This is a genomic window from Paenibacillus catalpae (genome assembly GCF_900112695.1).
Taxonomy (GTDB): domain Bacteria; phylum Bacillota; class Bacilli; order Paenibacillales; family Paenibacillaceae; genus Pristimantibacillus; species Pristimantibacillus catalpae.
The window spans coordinates 310,290-325,803 of the sequence record NZ_FOMT01000004.1; the positions used below are offsets into that span (position 1 = coordinate 310,290).

The following is a 15,514-nucleotide window of genomic DNA, read 5'->3' on the forward strand; positions in this document are numbered from 1 at the left end:
TAAGCGCCCTCGCACAGGTCACTATCGTCCAAATTAGCGGATTATACTGTAGTCACTCCAATCTAGCTCAAGAGACCGGGCAAAAATGCTCCATTATGCTGCACAAAATCCAATGTAACTCTACATCGCTATAAATTAAGTAATCCCCTATCATTTGATTAGGACTCGCTTCCGGTGACAGAGCCAGGTATAGTAGAGATAGTTGGAAATATATTTCAGGAGGCTATTGCCATGTCACAGGAGATTTGGATCAACCTGCCGGTCAAGGATGTTCAAAGTTCGACTGCCTTTTTCAATCAGATTGGGTTTCAAGCGGAGAGCGCAAATAACGCAAGAGCAAAGCTTAGCATTGGGAATACAACGATATTGCTGTTCCCGAATGAAGTGCTTGAGAAATTTTCAGGTGCCAAAATAGCTGATACCTCTCAAAGTGCAGAAGTATTGTTTTCCCTAGGCGCTGAAAGCAAAGAAGAAGTTGATGAAATAATCCGAAAGGTAGAGCTTGCCGGCGGAACCATCTTTGGCAAACCGCAAGAAAGCCAAGGCTGGATGTATGGCGCAGGCTTTGCCGACCTGGATGGACACCGCTGGAATTTGCTGTACATGGACGAGAGCAAAATGCCGCAAGGCTAAGTTGAAAAATGACATGCCGGTAACCTGCTTTAAGGTCACCGGCATTTTTTACACCCCGTACAATCTCCTGTACGCTGTTGGCGTCATCCCTTCATGCTCCATAAACCGCTTGTTGAAATAGCTAACGCTGGGATACCCTGCTTCTTCCGCAATCTGCCCGATGTTATCGTCCTTCCTCTCAAGCAGCCATTGCTTCGCTGCTTGCAGGCGGCAGCGGGTAATGAAATCCATTGGCGTCATGCGCGTCGCGCTCCGGAACAGCTTGCAGAAGTAATAAGGCGTCACCCCTACCCGGTCTGCCCACTCCTCCAGGATAAAAGGCTTCACCGCCTCCTGCTGCATAAGCGGCAAAAGCTCCATAATCCGCTCGCTCGAAGTCCCGGTCTTGTTCCCTTGCAGCGCAACCGCGTGCTCAACAAAGATCGTCAGCAGCATATAGGTCAGCATCGACAGATGCGCAGGCCTCAGCATCCGGTGCGTCTCGGCTTCGTGTAGCAGCTCCTCATGAGCCTGTTCCCAGATTTGGGGCTGGCGAAGCTTCCATAACGGACTTTTATGAAAGCCTTGTTCGATCAGATAATCCCTCAAGCCCGTTCCTCCGTAAAAATGAAACCAGCGCACGTCCCAAGGTTCATCCTGGCTGCTGTAATAACGCTGCCTCTGCAGAGGAAAATAGAGCACCGCTTCCCCTGCCCGAAGCTCATGAACGACGCCGTCAATCTCGGCATAACCCTTGCCCGAGACGGCGTAATGAATATTGAAATTGTTAAGGGCTCCTGCCTCCCGCGTTGTGCTGTGGTCCGGATCAAACCGGTAATTGCCGACCGATTCGGGCATGCAGAAGTAAGGCATATTCGGAAGCGTAAGCAGCAGGCTTTGGCGTTTCATATCTGGCACCCCATATGACAATATTGTTCTAATGGTATACAAAATAATATCATTTTAATTTTAATTATCTTCTCCTATAATCGCAATATAGTCATAAAACAATTAGACGAAGCGAGGGTGAAGCATGAGCAAAAAGTTAAAATGGGGCATCCTGGGATGCGCCGGAATTGCAAAACGTGCGGTTATTCCAGGTCTTCATTTATCCGAGTTGAATGAAGCGGCCGCGATCGCGAGCCGCGACGGAGACAAAGCCAAACAAACGGCTGAAGAGCTTAATATTGGAGTTGCCTACGACAGCTACGAGGCACTGCTGGAAGACAGCTCGATTGACGTTATTTATATCCCGCTGCCGAACCATCTCCACAAAGAGTGGGCGATTCGGGCAGCCCAAGCAGGGAAACATATTTTGTGCGAGAAGCCTCTCGCGCTGAACGCGCACGAAGCTGCGGAGATGGCCGAAGCGGCAGATCAGGCGGGCGTCCTTCTGTCTGAAGCGTTTATGTACCGCTATCATCCGCGCTACCAGCAGATTAAAGAATTAATCGCATCCGGTGCTATCGGCGAGATTCGCGGAATCCGCAGCGCGTTTACCTTTAACAACCCGAATGACACCAAGAACGTTCGCTTCCGAAAGGAATGGGGCGGCGGCTCGATTTATGATGTAGGCTGTTACCCGCTGAACGCAGCCAGGCTGCTATTGGGTAAAGAACCGCAAGCCGTTACGGTTAACGCCTTCTTCTCCCCGCAGCATGATGATGTGGATATGATGGCGTCCGGACTTGTTGAGTTTGAAGGAGATGTAGCGCTCACGTTCGACTGCGGCATGTGGGCAGCCTTCCGCAACCCGCTGGAGGTTCTTGGTACGGACGGAATCATTGAGGTTCCTTCCGCCTTTGTTACGCCGACACCGGAAAGCAGCCATATTTATCTGACTGCAAACGGCGAGCGCCGCCAAATCGAAGTACCCTATGTCAATTCGTATACGGCACAAGCCGATTCTCTATACCACTCCATCACGAACGGAACGCCGCTAACGTTCCCGACGTCGGATGCCATCAGCAATATGAAAGTCATTGATGCTTGCTTGCTGTCTGCCCGTGAACGGACAAGAGTAACTTTATAATCTGAGGAGGTATTGCAAATGGAATTCTTAACGGTAAAAGGATTGGACAAACCGGTATCCCGCTTAATGAAAGGTACGGACTATTTCTACAACGATTCTTACGAGAAAGCTGCTGCCAACCTGGACGCTTACTTCGCTATCGGCGGCAACTGTATGGACTCTGCCCATATTTACTGCGGCGGGCAAAGCGAGGTCGTCATGGGACGATATCTGAAGGAGCGCGGCAATCGCGATCAGTGGGTTATTCTGACCAAAGGCGCCCATCATGATCAGAATGGCCCGCGCGTCAGCCGTGAAGCGATTCGCAGCGACCTGATGACCAGCCTCGAGCGTCTGCAAGTCGATTCAATTGATATGTACGGTCTTCACCGCGATGATCCAAACGTGCCTGCCGGTGAAGTGATTGAAATCCTGAATGAGCATATTAAATCCGGTGCGGTGCAAACGATCGGCGTGTCCAACTGGACCTGGCAGCGGATTCAAGAAGCCAATGATTATGCAGCGGCAAAAGGTCTCGTTGGCTTCTCGTTCAGCAGCCCTAACCTGAGCCTTGCCAAAGCAAACGAGCCGTTCTGGTCCGGCTGCGTATCTGCCGATGCAGAGACCATCGCCTGGCATGAAGCGAACCAGATGCCTCTGTTCTCCTGGTCCTCCCAGGCGCGCGGCTTCTTCACTGGCCGCTTTACTCCGGAGGATCGCAGCAATGCGGATCTGGTCCGCGTCTTCTACAGCGACGACAACTGGGAGCGATATGAACGCGCGAAGCAGCTGGCTGAGCAAAAAAACGTCACGCAGATTCAGATTGCGCTTGCTTACGTGCTTAACCAAGCCTTCCCGACCTGCGCCCTCATCGGCACTCAATCGCTCGAGGAGCTCCGCTCCTGCGACGAAGGCTCGCGAATCAAGCTGACCCGCGAAGAGATGGACTGGCTGGATTTGAGCTCGGATAAGAAGTAAGTTGATGCAAAAAGACGATGCAGGGAGTTTCTCGGCATCGTCTTTTTCTTTTTTAAGGCCTTTTATTCATAAATCTATCTGCATTTCTCCTGAACCCAAATTGCTCGTAAAGTCCATGAGCATCCAATGTACCTAACAATCCCGATAGCCCTTCATACTGCTTCACAATTAATCCAACTAGTTCCTTACCCAGCCCATGTCCTCTATGTTCCTCGTCGATAAACACATCCGCCAGATAATAGAAAGTAGCCCAGTCTGTAATCACTCGAGCGAAGCCAACCTGCTGCTCCTCCTGATAAATACCGTAACAAATTGAGTTTTGGATGGATTTTTTGATCGTCTCTATCGACCTTTGATTCGCCCAGTAGCTTCTGGCTAAGAAGGCACCAATTGTTTCTATGTTAAGCAGTGACTTATCATCGCTAATACGATAGTTTTTATACCATTGTTCCATACTTCAACCCCCATTTAATGTCTTCATAAAGGTAACCCGATGATAGCCTTTCGTAAAAAAGTCCTGCTCCTCATTAATCAAATCAAAGCCTATGTTCCGGTAAAAATCGATCGTGCCCTCATTCCCCGAATGACCCAGCGTGTGCAAAATCACTTTCTCCTCGTTTAGCTTTATCAATCTATCACAAATCGCACTAAGCAGCGCTCTTCCTACGCCCTTTCGGGCAGCACTACACCAACAATCTCGTATAGGCCAACCTCATCGTTGTAGATAAAACCTGTATGCCCACTGACTATGCCGTCCTCCTCCGCAACATAATACTCACTTTTGCGAGGAAGTTGTGAAGTATTTCCTCCACCTTACAGGATATCTGGCCACAACAAATGATGGGAATTGCAGTGGGTATTCCTCGAAAATATGAATAACATCCTGCTGATCGTTTTGCTGCAAGCGTTGGATAAGCAAAGGAATTCCTCCTAATAGGGACTGGCTATTGCTGCAATCAAATTATGAGTTAATAGAATATCACAATGGATTGTTATCCATATTTTACAAGTAACTTTCGTTAATCTCCATTACTTTCTGTAAGGCTGTTTCCGTCCAATCCACCATCTCCCCCGCCTCCGTACACCTTAACGATGTCGCACATCGTTAAGCTCATCCAAAAAAAAGCCGCCCCAGTTAAAGGGGCAGCCTTCTGAAAGTAACTCACTACATCAAATTAGAGTAAAACTATGTTACTTCGTAGTCCGCTCATACCAGTAACCTGGAATGCCGCGTTCAATCCGCATTAATGCTTCCAAATAGTAATAATCTCCCCAGATCATATAGTCATCCAGACCGTTATTCCCTCTGACATGATAGGATCCGTGCTTAAGCAAACCTTCTGCTTCTTCGCCAATTGTTGCGTACTTGCTCACAAGTGAATGCATCGTTTGATCCAATCCCTGCTTAATCCAGCTCCGATCGGCTTCGTCTTCTGGTAGAAGGTCAAGCAGCTCCAGCATCCCGCAGGCTGTGATCGCCGATGCCGAACTGTCACGACTAGTATCCGCTTCAATTGGTACATTGAAGTCCCAATAAGCGATATGGTCTTCTGGTAGATGTTCAAGGAAATATTTAAGCAGCCGTTTGGACGTTCGCAGGAAGGCGGGATCCTTCGTATAACGGTAAGAGAGTGCAAAGCCATAGATGCCCCAAGCCTGTCCGCGTGTCCATGTCGAGCCGTCTGTATAGCCTTGATGGGTACCGCCGCCAAGCGGGTCACCTGTCTCTTGGTTAAAATAAAAAGTATGGTAGGAAGAATCATCACCACGCACCAGATAACGTCTGGACAGCTCAGCCTGTTTGTAAGCAACCTCCGCATATCTCGGCTGCCCTGTCACTTCGGAAGCCCAATATAACAAGGGCAGGTTCAATAAACAGTCAATAATGATTCGGCCGCCATTCGTCTCATCTTTCTCCGGTCCCCAAGCTTGCAAGTAGCCGCCTTGCTCACGCCACCTGCCAAGCAAATGATCGGCTGCCTGCAGAGCAAGCTCACGAGCGCCGTCGTCCTTCTCCACAATCCATCCTGCTAGTGCAGACAACCCATACAGAAAACCGATGTCATGATGCTCCAAGCATACTTTCTCTTTCATTCGCCGTTTAAAATCTGCAATCTGCTGCTGAGCTTGTACTTGGAAAAAGGCATCTTGATTATATTCATAGCTCAGCCACGTAAGCCCGGTATGAAACCCTTCAATCCAGTCTTCATTCTCGGACCATGCGTAGCGCTTCTCATTCGTAATATGTGGATAAGCACCTTGATGCTGCTCCAAATTCCGGCGGATTTTGCCGATTGCGTCTTCGATTGCCTCACGCCACATTGCTGCCACCCTCTCCTACCTGTTGAGATCAAACTTATCCTGTGTGCGGTCTAACCAGCTTTGCAGTTCTTCTTCTAAAGCCATTAGCAGCTCCGTTTGCGGAAGTCCTTTCATGATAAGAGGATCGAGCTGATACGGATCTCTCTCATGATCATACAAGATGCGCTGCACCTCATCGCCTGGTGCATATCCTTGATGAACGACATAAGTATATTGCCTTGTTCGAATTCCACGCCATCCAAATCTCCGATTGTCCAAGCCCTTGGCAGCATAGCTCTCAATCGCTTCTTTTCTTCCTGGAAAAGCACTAAGAAAAGCAGAAGAAATTTCCGCATGACTCCTTCCGAGAATATCTCCGGATAAATCTAGTCCCTCAACGGCAGAAGGTACAGAAAGCCCTGCAAGTCCTAGCAAGGTAGGCATAATATCGACACTATTAAATAGCAACTCCGTACTACCCTGCCCGATCATACCTTTCCAGTTCATCAAACATGGGATGCCAATAGATTCCTCATGCCAGGAGTGCTTCGCCATTAAGCCATGCGAGCCCATCAGCTCACCGTGATCGGAAGAGAGGACAATTAATGTATTTTCCGAAAGCCCAAGCTTCTGAACCTCCTGCCAAATACGACCGAATTGCTCATCCATTCCCGACACCGCTGCGAAGTAATCCCGTGTATACCGAAGCAGTGCTTCATCCCCGCTTTCAAACGGTTCGCCTGTGTGCGCTGCAAGCTGCTCCGAGCTGATATTCGGACGCAGGCTCAGCTTCTGTCCACTGTACATCTCTTTGTACCGATCAGGTACAAGCTCGAAAGGGCTGTGAGGCGGATTCCAAGAAACAAATAAAGCAAATGGATCCTTGCTGTTATCGCTTTCTTTTGTCCGGATAAAATCCAGCGCCACATCAGTTTCATGCTCCAAGGACCACTGATCGACTTGTATCATTTCCGGAGTATCTTGCCAATAATGAGGCTTCAGATGATGATCATATGCCCCGTAGGAATACCAGAAATCAAAGCCATGCCTCTTAAGCCCAGGCGGTGTATAGGCATCCCACTCCCGTGCACCGGATTCCGGCTCCGGACAGCTATTCTGCTCAGGTAAGTCCAAATGCCATTTGCCGATATATCCCGTTTGATAGCCGGCCCCCTTCAGAACATCGCCAATACACACTTCATTTGGACTGAGCATAACATCTGCCCCATTCTTGCAGTTCGTATAAACACCAGTCGATTGCGGATACCTGCCTGTCATAAGCGCTGCTCGGTGTGGTGAGCATAACGGTGTACAAGAGAGCGCATGTTGAAACACCAGACTCTCTTGCGCGAATCGGTCGATATTGGGGGTGATAACAGGATCTTCTCCCATAAAGCCAGCAGCTTGCTTCCGCCATTGATCCGCAAATATATAAATGATATTTGGCTTCATCCTATACTCACCCTTTAACCGCTCCTGCGGAAATGCCTTCTACGAAATGATCCTGGGCCAAAAAGTAAATGAGAATGGTGGGAATAATGGCGCACACCGCTGCAGCCATTAACGGTCCATACTCCGTCGCATGCTCGGATTGGAAATGCTGCATGCCGAGCTGGAGTGTAAATAACACATCCGAATTTAAGTAGATTAACGGACCAAGGAAATCATTCCAGGAATGCATAAAGGTAAAAATCGTAAGACTTGCAATAGCAGGACGGATGAGCGGCATGATGATACGCATATAAACCCCAAACTCACTCAAACCATCAATTCTAGCAGCCTCCGACAGTTCTTCCGGTAAGGACATAAAGAACTGTCTGAACAGGAATACACCAAATGGATTAAAAGCTCCTAGTAAAATCAACGCCCAATGTGAATCGATTAAGCCGATTTTGTCGATTAAGACGAATTGCGGAATCATCATGACCTGATAGGGTACCATCATCGTTGCTACATATAAGAAGAACAGCTTATCCCGTTCTGGAAACTTCACTTTTGCAAATGCATAGGCGGCCGTCGAGCAAGTAATGATTTGCAGCAACGTGGTAAGCACAGCAATCTTGATCGTATTCAGGTAATAGGTGAAAAAGGGAAGCTCCGTCCATACCTTGCTGTAATTCGACCAGAAGAAGTGGCTCGGGATCCACTGAATCGGGAAGCTGAATATTTCCGCCTCCGACTTCACCGAAGCGGAAACCATCCAGAGGAAAGGAAGAACCATGGACAAGGCGACAACGGACACGACCACATATACCACCGTTTTTCTTACCCATTCTCCAAGCTGTGGACGTCTTTTTATCGTCATCATCTGACTTGCTTCTATTCGCGTACTCATGCTGGCTTCTCCTCTCTCACAACCCGTTAGGAATAGTTCACCCAACGTTTTTGTCCTCTAAATTGAATCAATGTAATGACAAGGATGATCGCGAACAGGACATAAGCCATCGCAGAAGCATAGCCATATTCGTAACGCTGGAAGGCCGTTTCATAAATATCGTACACAAGCATATGCGTTGAACGGCCCGGTCCTCCTCTAGTCAGAACAAACACCAGATCGAACACTTTAAACGAATTGATAATGCCCATAATAACCGTGAAGAAAATAACAGGCGACAGCATCGGCAATGTAATGTTGCGGAACTGTGAAACCTTGCCTGCGCCATCGATTTCCGCAGCTTCATAAAGATCCTTAGGAATCCCCTGCAGACCCGCCAAATACAGCACCATGTAATAACCGATTGAGTGCCAGATACTAACGACAATGACGGAAAACAGCGCCCACTCTGTAGATGCAAGCCAGGTTGGCGGATTATCAATCCCCAGACTCCTTAGAAATCCGTTGAGCGGTCCCATTGTTGGGTTATAGATGAGCTGCCACACGACAGCTACAGCAATAGTGGCTGTAATATGCGGCAAGAAAATCGCCGTTCGAAATATCTTAACGCCCTTCAGTCCTTTATTGAGGGCGACTGCTGCCAAGATTGCAAGGATTAACGTAGCCGGAACGGACACGGCCGTCATAATCAAACTGTTAAGCAGGGAGATCCGAAACGTTTCATCGCTCCATAAGCGAGTATAATTCGATAATCCGGCAAATTTAATCTCACCAAATCCGTTCCATTCCGTAAAGCTGATCAAGAAGGATGCACAGACCGGAAAGCAAATGAAAATCAGAAAACCAAGAATATTGGGAAGCAAGAATGTATACCCAGTCAAACGATTCCGCCGTAACGCTTTACTCTTCATATGCTTCACCTCTTTCGAAGCAGCCGGGCTTCACTTTTATTCCATGAAGCCCGCCCCTCTGTTCTGTCATTACTCTATTTGCCTGCCTTGTAATCGTTGGCATATTTCTCTGCCCATTCGGAGGCTACACGCTCACCGATCTTATCAATCGCTTGATCAACCGTTTCAGCGCCAGTTAAGGCCAATTCTCCTTCTTGCATATAAATGCTTTGCACCAAAATGTTTTTCACGCCCGGCAAGAGCGGATATTCCGGATACTCCTTTTGTTCTACGAAATAGTGAATATTTTTAGGCTTCAAGCTTCCATCACCAATGTAAGTCTTACGAATATCATCGTTCATATAACCTGTGAGGAAGCCTTTTGCCGCAAACTGCTTCGCACCTTTTGCACCGCTCATAAATTCAATCACTTTGAAAGCTTCTTCTTTATGCTTGGACTTGCTGTTGACCATGAGAGAAACTGGAGTGGCCAAGCTTGTATTGACGGCTACGCCATCTGGATGCGGAACTGGTACAACGTCCCAATCAAAATTTATTTTCTTCTCAGCTTCTGCTTGTCTTAGCTGCGCTACATGCCAGTCCCCGATCAGATTCATGGCCACATTTCCCTTTTGGAACGCGGAATTATAATGAGCAGAGGTCGTAATTTGTTCTGCCCAGCCCATCATGGAACCGTCCTTCTCCATATCCAATCGGAACTGAAGACCCGCCTTAAACGTGCTTAAGTCTTTATCAATAATCGAAGCGCCGGTCTGAACACCTTGCATATACCACGTTTGTGCCCATGGCTGCAGGAATGCACCATAAATTTTATCGACACCTTCGCCTTTGGTCATTTTCTTGGCCAAATCACGGAATTCATTCCAGGTCATATCATCACTTGGATATGGGACGCCAGCCTGGTCAAACAAATTTTTGTTGTAGTACAGCATCCAATTGGATTTTCGGTAGGGAAGTCCATATACCTTGCCATTCACTTTCAGCGAATCGTACAAAGGACCGTAGCCAGAGACGTCCACGCCGGCATTTTTAATCGAATCGTCCAGTGGTTCCAAGACACCTGTGTCCAAGAATACATCCATGTTACCGCCAAACAAATCAATATCATTTCCGGATGAGAGCTGCATGCGAAGCTTTTCATAATACTGCTTCTGAGGAATTGTCTCGAATTCTACTTCGATATTCGGGTTTTCTTTACTAAACTCAGCATAGGCGGTCTTGAACGTTTCCAAATCATCTGGAAGTACGGTTGCTTTCAAGTGAACCGGAGCCGCTTCCTCGCCCGAAGACGTTGTGTTTTTCTCTCCTGCCGTTTCCCCATTAGAGCCGCAGCCAGCCAGCAATCCCACCAACAATGAGCCTGTCATCGCAAGTTTTAAACTTTTTTTCATTGACACTCACCCTTTTTTTGATATGATTTGTGTGCGTTTTCTTAATTTGAATATTACGTAAAAGTAGAGCATGCCGATAGATGAATGTTTTATACCCCCATTTTGCTTCAGGATGAGGAAGTGACCTTATGCTATTCGTTATATTAGTGCTGCTCATTTTTACTATTTTGTTCACGTATCGAAAGCTGAATAATGCCTCAACCCGCTTCATGTACGGGATTATTATCGGCTGGGTGCTTTCTTTCGTAGCGTTCACCTTGTACCTCAGTAAATTCAATTACTACTTCAATGTCATTCATGGCTTCTTTGATTTCAGTCCCGGCACCTGGAATTATCTCGTGTTGACCAAATTCAACCCGGATTGGCTTATTCGTATGCTGAATGCTGGTGTTGGACTTTTCTACTGCTCTCTGCTTGGCTTCGCCATCGCCTTTACCCAAAGCCTCAACGCTTGGAGGAGGTTTGGCTATGGGTGTATCCTGCTCTTCTTTATCATTGAGACTATCTACTATGATCCTACTTTTCATATCGCTTTAAGTAACCAGATTGATAGCCAGCTATTCTTTCATGCTATGGGATTCCTATTAAAAAGCATTCGATATCTCATTCTTTTTGTTGCTTTTGGCCTGTTGCTCAATTATTATTTGAATTATCCGAAAATTAGGTTTATCAAAAACTTAACACTCTATCATGTACTTCTCTTTATTCCACTTGTCGTTATCCATCTCTTTATATTCTCATGGGCTCCGAAAGTATTGGTGAGAGAAACCTATTTGAAAGGATATTTCAACTATTTGCAGCCTCCTCTTGGCTATCAATCCATCCTTCTTCCTGTGTTTCCATACGCCATTTATCTGACCCTATTTCTGATGATTTACCTGGTTTACAAGTTTAACTCGATTGAGAATTACCGCAAAAACCGCGATATTCAAATCAATAAAAGTATCGATACAGCCACTCTTGGTACACGTGCTTTTACACATGCCCTCAAGAATCATTTGATTGGTATTCAATCTGAGGCAGCCTATCTCAAAGAACGCCACCAGGCTGACAACGAATCCATATATAGTCTTGACCTCATCTTGAAGTCGTCAGAGTCAGCGCTCAATAGTATTAACGAGGCCGCTGATAAATTAAAAAATATCAACCTGAATTTGCAGCCTATGTCGATCGACCTTCCTGTCCAGCAGGCGGTTGCCCGGCTTAGCGAGCTGAATGTCCGCTGCCAAGTCGACGTTATATCAAGCTCATCCTCTGCTAATGGCTATATCGATTCCAGTCATTTGAACGAGGCGATCTATAACCTGCTTCTTAATGCCAGCGAATCCTTACAATTCCGGGATGACGGGCGAATCGTTGTCGAACGCAGTCAGCAGAACGGCTGGGCGGTCATCCGTATTTCCGATAACGGACCCGGCGTCGCCGAGGAGCATTTGGAGGCGATCTTTGATCCTTTTTTCACCACCAAAGCTTCGGTTAATAACTGGGGAATTGGCTTGTCCTACTGTCATAAGATCATCCTTGGGCATGATGGCAAGATTGTAGTAGACAGTAAACAAGAGGTTGGAACGACCTTTACTGTGTTCCTGCCGATGATTTAAAGCCATAGACGAAAGGGGGCCCGTACAATGACACAACAACCGATTCGTATTCTGATCGCCGATGACATGGAAGCCCATCTTCGAAGGCTGGAACGAACATTCGCTGCACATGCTGATTTCTCCTGTGTGGCACGCGCTTCCTCCGGTCATGATGCAGTAATTCAAGCAGCGCTGCATCAACCTGATGTAATTCTCATGGATATCGAGATGGAGTCCCAATTTGCGGGTATTCAAGCTGCGAAGGTCATTAACGACAAATATCCGCTCATGAAAATTATCGTCCTCACGGTTCACAAGGATGAGAATTTCATCTTTGCAGCCTTCCAGACCGGCATTATCGACTATTTGTTAAAAAACGCTGCTGACATCGAAGTTATGGAAGCAGTACGCTCGGCCTACCTAAATGCCTCCCCCATCCGCCCGATGATTGCCGAGAAAATTCGGGAAGAATTTGCACGTGTGAAACGAGCGGAGAACAGTCTGATTAATATTATCCAGATTATTTCCGAACTTACACCAAGCGAATTGCAGGTGCTTCGTCTGCTGTGCGAAGGCAAGAAGCGGAAGCAGATCGCCATAGAGCGCTGCGTGGAATACGAAACAATCAAGAAGCAAATCAATTCCATTCTAAAAAAGTTCCAAATGCCCGATTCGGCGATGGTCATTCAAACGATTAACGATCTCCGCATATTCGAAGTGATGAGGAAGCTCTAACAAAAACAAGCTGATGCCCGGTCGTGAGACCGTCATCAGCTTGTGTTATTTTATAAGGCCTGCAGCAGCTTGAAGCCTTGTTTGAAATTGTCATGCGTCCATCTGATATGGTCCTGATTCTCATACTTACGGTAGGTGCATTCAATAACGAGAATAAGATCCAGATAGAAATCGTACAGCACCCGTCTTCTGCGCTCGGCTTCGGTTAGACCGTTAATACCGTAGCCAGCGTAAAATGCCTTCGACGACGCCTGCGTGAGCCGCCCGAAATAAAATTCGCATAACGGATCGCCCCAGAATGCCCGTTCGAAATCGATAAGACCGGAGATGCCCCCGTCCTTCACGAATATATTGCCATCCCACAAATCCCAATGAACGAGTGAGGCTTCTTTCACCTCCGTCAGAAGTTCACTCGACCGGGCAATCTCCTTCTCGATCTCCCCATAGGATGCAGGCAGCGTGACATCCGCGTCCTTCCCGTCGGCCAGCACATCCTCCAGCATGCCCCCGAACGTTTCCGCCCAACTATCGCCTCTCCTGCCATCAGGTTGAAGCGAGCCGAAGAAGCCGTTCTTATAGTCATTGATCATCCGGTTGTAGCCTCCAAGCTGGCGCGCGATGGCGTCCCGCTCTTCCGGTGCAAGGGCGTCTCTTATTTGATTTAACGCGGTTCCTTCTACATATTCCATGAAGAAATACTCCGCCCGGATCAGCTCACAAGTCGAATCGTACGTATAAATGCGGGGGACCGGCAAAACCGGATTGTCTGCGACAAGCCTCATCGACTCTACTTCCGTCTTCATAATATTGTTCTCATACCGCATCATCAGCTTGTCTGGAGAAGGAGCAATCTTCAGTACGGTTTTCCGGCCATCCTCCAGCACGATGGAATAAGCCATATTCGCCCAACCGTCAGTAAGCTCACTTGCAGAGGCATAGCCTTGTCCAAAGGCCTCCCGTACAATCGTTCCGATCTCCTGGTTACTAAGCCTGTATTTATTCTCGTTTTCCATATCCGCACAACAACCTCCGGTCCTTGGAATTGATGTTACCGGTGAAGCTTGTATACGCCCGCTTTGCTCAAGCGGCGGATGAGCTGCACATCTTCCTCCGTTAATGCCGGAATATCGGCGGCTGCGATATTTTGCAAAAGCTGTTCGCGGGAGCTTGCTCCCGGAATCGCCACGGCTACAGCAGGATGACTAAGAGAGTATCGGATCGCCAGCTGCGAGAGGCTCCGCCCCTCACTCGTCAGCTGCTCCAGCTGCCCGCGAAGCTGCAGCAGCTCTTCCAGCTCATAATCCGGCACAGCCTTGGACGGCTGCCTGTTGGCCGCAAGCGCACCGCTCGCAACTGGCCCACGCACGATCATGCTGATCCCCTTCTCCTCCAAGAGCGGAAGTACCGTTTCCTCCGCTCGCCGGTCCACAATACTGTATTGATTCATAACGCTTACGATCGACGATTTGGATGCATATTCCCGAATCACATTCGGACGGATCGAGGATATCCCGTATTCGCGGATAACGCCCTCCTGCTTTAATTGCTCGAACGCTTCAATCGTCTCATCAATCGGATCCTCCAGCGTACCGCCATGAAGCTGGTACAGATCAATGTAATCGGTACCCAGCCTTCTGAGGCTCTCTTTTACCGCGGATAAAATATATGCCTTCGACGGATCCCAGCCCCAGCCCTCTTGACCGGGAATTCTCCGGTTTCCGACCTTGGTCGCCAGCACAACCTGCTCGCGGCGTCCGCGAATCGCTTTGCCGACAAGCTCTTCATTCCGCCCGCTGTCATACAGATCCGCTGTATCCAGCAGAGTGACGCCCCGCTCCAGTGCTTCGTGAATAAGAGCTGTCGCTTTCTCCTCATCCGTTCCAAGCGACATGCAGCCAAGACCGATCTCCCCGACATGCAGCTCCGAACCGCCTAATCTGTTTTGCTTCATTCCTATCTCTCCTTTATTTGAAAGACGCCTTATGCGAATAGAGCCTTATTATCTTTACATCTTCTTCATCATAATAGGAATCTCCGTGCTTTTCCATAACCTAGCAAATATAAAAAGCCGCAAACACCATGGTTTGCAGCCTTCATGACTATCCATGCAGCTTAAGTTCGTTTACCTTCTTCTGCATCCTCCAGCACCCATATCCTAATACGCCAAACAGACCAACATAGAGGGTCATCATCGGAATCCCAATCGTCCACAACCGCTCTGTAAAGAAGGTATTCAGGTTAACCATGTTAATAATCATGATGAAGAGATTGAGAAACAGCATAGCCCCCATAACCCGCTGCAGCCTTTTATACAGCATCATTAACGACTCACGGTCCGTGTAGAGCTGAGGCTGTTCTCCCGGCTCCCATACTTTTCGGAAGTAATGCCATGTTGAACCGTAGGAACTGACATATTCCCAGCCTGCATCCTGATACAAATCAAGATACTCCTGGAATTTGCTGTTCCCAATCGTCTGACCCGTCTGGTAATCCAAGCGATACGTATACTGGACCGATTCATCCCGTGCGAAGAAACTGCTTATCATGCTGGCCTTCTTGAAATGCAACCCTTGGCGGGACTGATCGTTAAGCCATTGCTCTTCCTTCTCGAAATTCCAGCTCATCGTCAGCCGGCGGCGCTTGATTAACTTATCTCCCAA

The 15,514-nt window shown here is 47.9% G+C and carries 16 protein-coding genes; 5 read left to right on the top strand and 11 right to left on the bottom strand.

The features are described 5' to 3' along the window. Positions 1 to 231 precede the first annotated feature (231 nt). Positions 232 to 633, top strand: a complete 402-nt coding sequence (locus tag BM200_RS19115) for a VOC family protein (RefSeq protein ID WP_091188254.1) — start codon at positions 232 to 234, stop codon at positions 631 to 633. A gap of 48 nt (positions 634 to 681) precedes the next feature. Here the strand turns inward: BM200_RS19115 and BM200_RS19120 are convergent, their stop codons facing one another. Next, the gene (locus BM200_RS19120) at positions 682 to 1,521 is read right to left on the bottom strand and encodes an AraC family transcriptional regulator (RefSeq protein WP_091188255.1); all 840 of its coding nucleotides are present in this window, start codon (positions 1,519 to 1,521) and stop codon (positions 682 to 684) included. A gap of 124 nt (positions 1,522 to 1,645) precedes the next feature. Between BM200_RS19120 and BM200_RS19125 the strand changes: the two genes are divergently transcribed. After that, on the top strand, positions 1,646 to 2,644 hold the full coding sequence (locus BM200_RS19125; RefSeq protein WP_091188256.1) for a Gfo/Idh/MocA family protein: 999 nt from the start codon (positions 1,646 to 1,648) through the stop codon (positions 2,642 to 2,644). Between the two features lie 18 nt (positions 2,645 to 2,662). Further along, positions 2,663 to 3,601: an aldo/keto reductase gene (locus BM200_RS19130; protein WP_091188257.1), complete on the top strand. Its 939-nt coding sequence runs from the start codon at positions 2,663 to 2,665 to the stop codon at positions 3,599 to 3,601. A 52-nt stretch (positions 3,602 to 3,653) separates the two neighbouring features. Here the strand turns inward: BM200_RS19130 and BM200_RS19135 are convergent, their stop codons facing one another. The 7 genes from BM200_RS19135 to BM200_RS19165 all read right to left on the bottom strand — a co-directional run bounded on the left by BM200_RS19135 (position 3,654) and on the right by BM200_RS19165 (position 10,539). Continuing rightward, complete coding sequence (locus BM200_RS19135) at positions 3,654 to 4,055, bottom strand: GNAT family N-acetyltransferase (protein ID WP_091188258.1); 402 nt, start codon at positions 4,053 to 4,055, stop codon at positions 3,654 to 3,656. A 3-nt stretch (positions 4,056 to 4,058) separates the two neighbouring features. Continuing rightward, the gene (locus BM200_RS30445; RefSeq protein ID WP_281248414.1) at positions 4,059 to 4,304 is read right to left on the bottom strand and encodes a GNAT family N-acetyltransferase; all 246 of its coding nucleotides are present in this window, start codon (positions 4,302 to 4,304) and stop codon (positions 4,059 to 4,061) included. A gap of 488 nt (positions 4,305 to 4,792) precedes the next feature. After that, on the bottom strand, positions 4,793 to 5,923 hold the full coding sequence (locus BM200_RS19145; RefSeq protein ID WP_091188259.1) for a glycoside hydrolase family 88 protein: 1,131 nt from the start codon (positions 5,921 to 5,923) through the stop codon (positions 4,793 to 4,795). A gap of 15 nt (positions 5,924 to 5,938) precedes the next feature. Further along, entirely contained in the window at positions 5,939 to 7,354 is a 1,416-nt protein-coding gene (locus tag BM200_RS19150) for a sulfatase family protein (protein ID WP_091188260.1), read from the bottom strand. Positions 7,355 to 7,361: 7 nt separating this feature from the next. Further along, on the bottom strand, positions 7,362 to 8,237 hold the full coding sequence (locus BM200_RS19155; RefSeq protein ID WP_217649574.1) for a carbohydrate ABC transporter permease: 876 nt from the start codon (positions 8,235 to 8,237) through the stop codon (positions 7,362 to 7,364). Between the two features lie 26 nt (positions 8,238 to 8,263). Next, positions 8,264 to 9,148 (bottom strand): carbohydrate ABC transporter permease, encoded by an 885-nt coding sequence (locus tag BM200_RS19160; RefSeq protein ID WP_091188261.1) that lies wholly within the window; start codon positions 9,146 to 9,148, stop codon positions 8,264 to 8,266. Positions 9,149 to 9,222: 74 nt separating this feature from the next. Then, positions 9,223 to 10,539, bottom strand: coding sequence for an ABC transporter substrate-binding protein (locus tag BM200_RS19165; protein ID WP_245773091.1), 1,317 nt, complete (start codon positions 10,537 to 10,539; stop codon positions 9,223 to 9,225). 128 nt (positions 10,540 to 10,667) lie between these two features. Here BM200_RS19165 and BM200_RS19170 point away from each other — a divergent pair, with 128 nt between their 5' ends. Then, the gene (locus BM200_RS19170) at positions 10,668 to 12,140 is read left to right on the top strand and encodes a sensor histidine kinase (protein WP_091188262.1); all 1,473 of its coding nucleotides are present in this window, start codon (positions 10,668 to 10,670) and stop codon (positions 12,138 to 12,140) included. Between the two features lie 27 nt (positions 12,141 to 12,167). Then, positions 12,168 to 12,854 (top strand): response regulator transcription factor, encoded by a 687-nt coding sequence (locus BM200_RS19175; protein ID WP_091188263.1) that lies wholly within the window; start codon positions 12,168 to 12,170, stop codon positions 12,852 to 12,854. 50 nt (positions 12,855 to 12,904) lie between these two features. Here BM200_RS19175 and BM200_RS19180 read toward each other — a convergent pair whose 3' ends face one another. From BM200_RS19180 to BM200_RS19190, 3 genes are all read right to left on the bottom strand, one after another. Further along, entirely contained in the window at positions 12,905 to 13,867 is a 963-nt protein-coding gene (locus tag BM200_RS19180; RefSeq protein WP_091188264.1) for a phosphotransferase family protein, read from the bottom strand. A gap of 35 nt (positions 13,868 to 13,902) precedes the next feature. Further along, positions 13,903 to 14,805, bottom strand: coding sequence for an aldo/keto reductase (locus BM200_RS19185; protein WP_091188265.1), 903 nt, complete (start codon positions 14,803 to 14,805; stop codon positions 13,903 to 13,905). Positions 14,806 to 14,953: 148 nt separating this feature from the next. After that, positions 14,954 to 15,514 carry a DUF2812 domain-containing protein gene (locus tag BM200_RS19190; RefSeq protein WP_091188266.1) on the bottom strand — a complete coding sequence of 187 codons (561 nt, stop codon included), beginning with the start codon at positions 15,512 to 15,514 and terminating at the stop codon, positions 14,954 to 14,956.

What these genes read in the sequence shown, in the direction of transcription:
- BM200_RS19115 (WP_091188254.1), top strand. Translation starts at nt 232, where the DNA reads ATGTCACAGGAGATTTGGATCAACCTGCCGGTCAAGGATGTTCAAAGT.
- BM200_RS19120 (WP_091188255.1), bottom strand. Translation starts at nt 1,521, where the DNA reads ATGAAACGCCAAAGCCTGCTGCTTACGCTTCCGAATATGCCTTACTTC.
- BM200_RS19125 (WP_091188256.1), top strand. Translation starts at nt 1,646, where the DNA reads ATGAGCAAAAAGTTAAAATGGGGCATCCTGGGATGCGCCGGAATTGCA.
- BM200_RS19130 (WP_091188257.1), top strand. Translation starts at nt 2,663, where the DNA reads ATGGAATTCTTAACGGTAAAAGGATTGGACAAACCGGTATCCCGCTTA.
- BM200_RS19135 (WP_091188258.1), bottom strand. Translation starts at nt 4,055, where the DNA reads ATGGAACAATGGTATAAAAACTATCGTATTAGCGATGATAAGTCACTG.
- BM200_RS19145 (WP_091188259.1), bottom strand. Translation starts at nt 5,923, where the DNA reads ATGTGGCGTGAGGCAATCGAAGACGCAATCGGCAAAATCCGCCGGAAT.
- BM200_RS19150 (WP_091188260.1), bottom strand. Translation starts at nt 7,354, where the DNA reads ATGAAGCCAAATATCATTTATATATTTGCGGATCAATGGCGGAAGCAA.
- BM200_RS19155 (WP_217649574.1), bottom strand. Translation starts at nt 8,237, where the DNA reads ATGAGTACGCGAATAGAAGCAAGTCAGATGATGACGATAAAAAGACGT.
- BM200_RS19160 (WP_091188261.1), bottom strand. Translation starts at nt 9,148, where the DNA reads ATGAAGAGTAAAGCGTTACGGCGGAATCGTTTGACTGGGTATACATTC.
- BM200_RS19165 (WP_245773091.1), bottom strand. Translation starts at nt 10,539, where the DNA reads ATGAAAAAAAGTTTAAAACTTGCGATGACAGGCTCATTGTTGGTGGGA.
- BM200_RS19170 (WP_091188262.1), top strand. Translation starts at nt 10,668, where the DNA reads ATGCTATTCGTTATATTAGTGCTGCTCATTTTTACTATTTTGTTCACG.
- BM200_RS19175 (WP_091188263.1), top strand. Translation starts at nt 12,168, where the DNA reads ATGACACAACAACCGATTCGTATTCTGATCGCCGATGACATGGAAGCC.
- BM200_RS19180 (WP_091188264.1), bottom strand. Translation starts at nt 13,867, where the DNA reads ATGGAAAACGAGAATAAATACAGGCTTAGTAACCAGGAGATCGGAACG.
- BM200_RS19185 (WP_091188265.1), bottom strand. Translation starts at nt 14,805, where the DNA reads ATGAAGCAAAACAGATTAGGCGGTTCGGAGCTGCATGTCGGGGAGATC.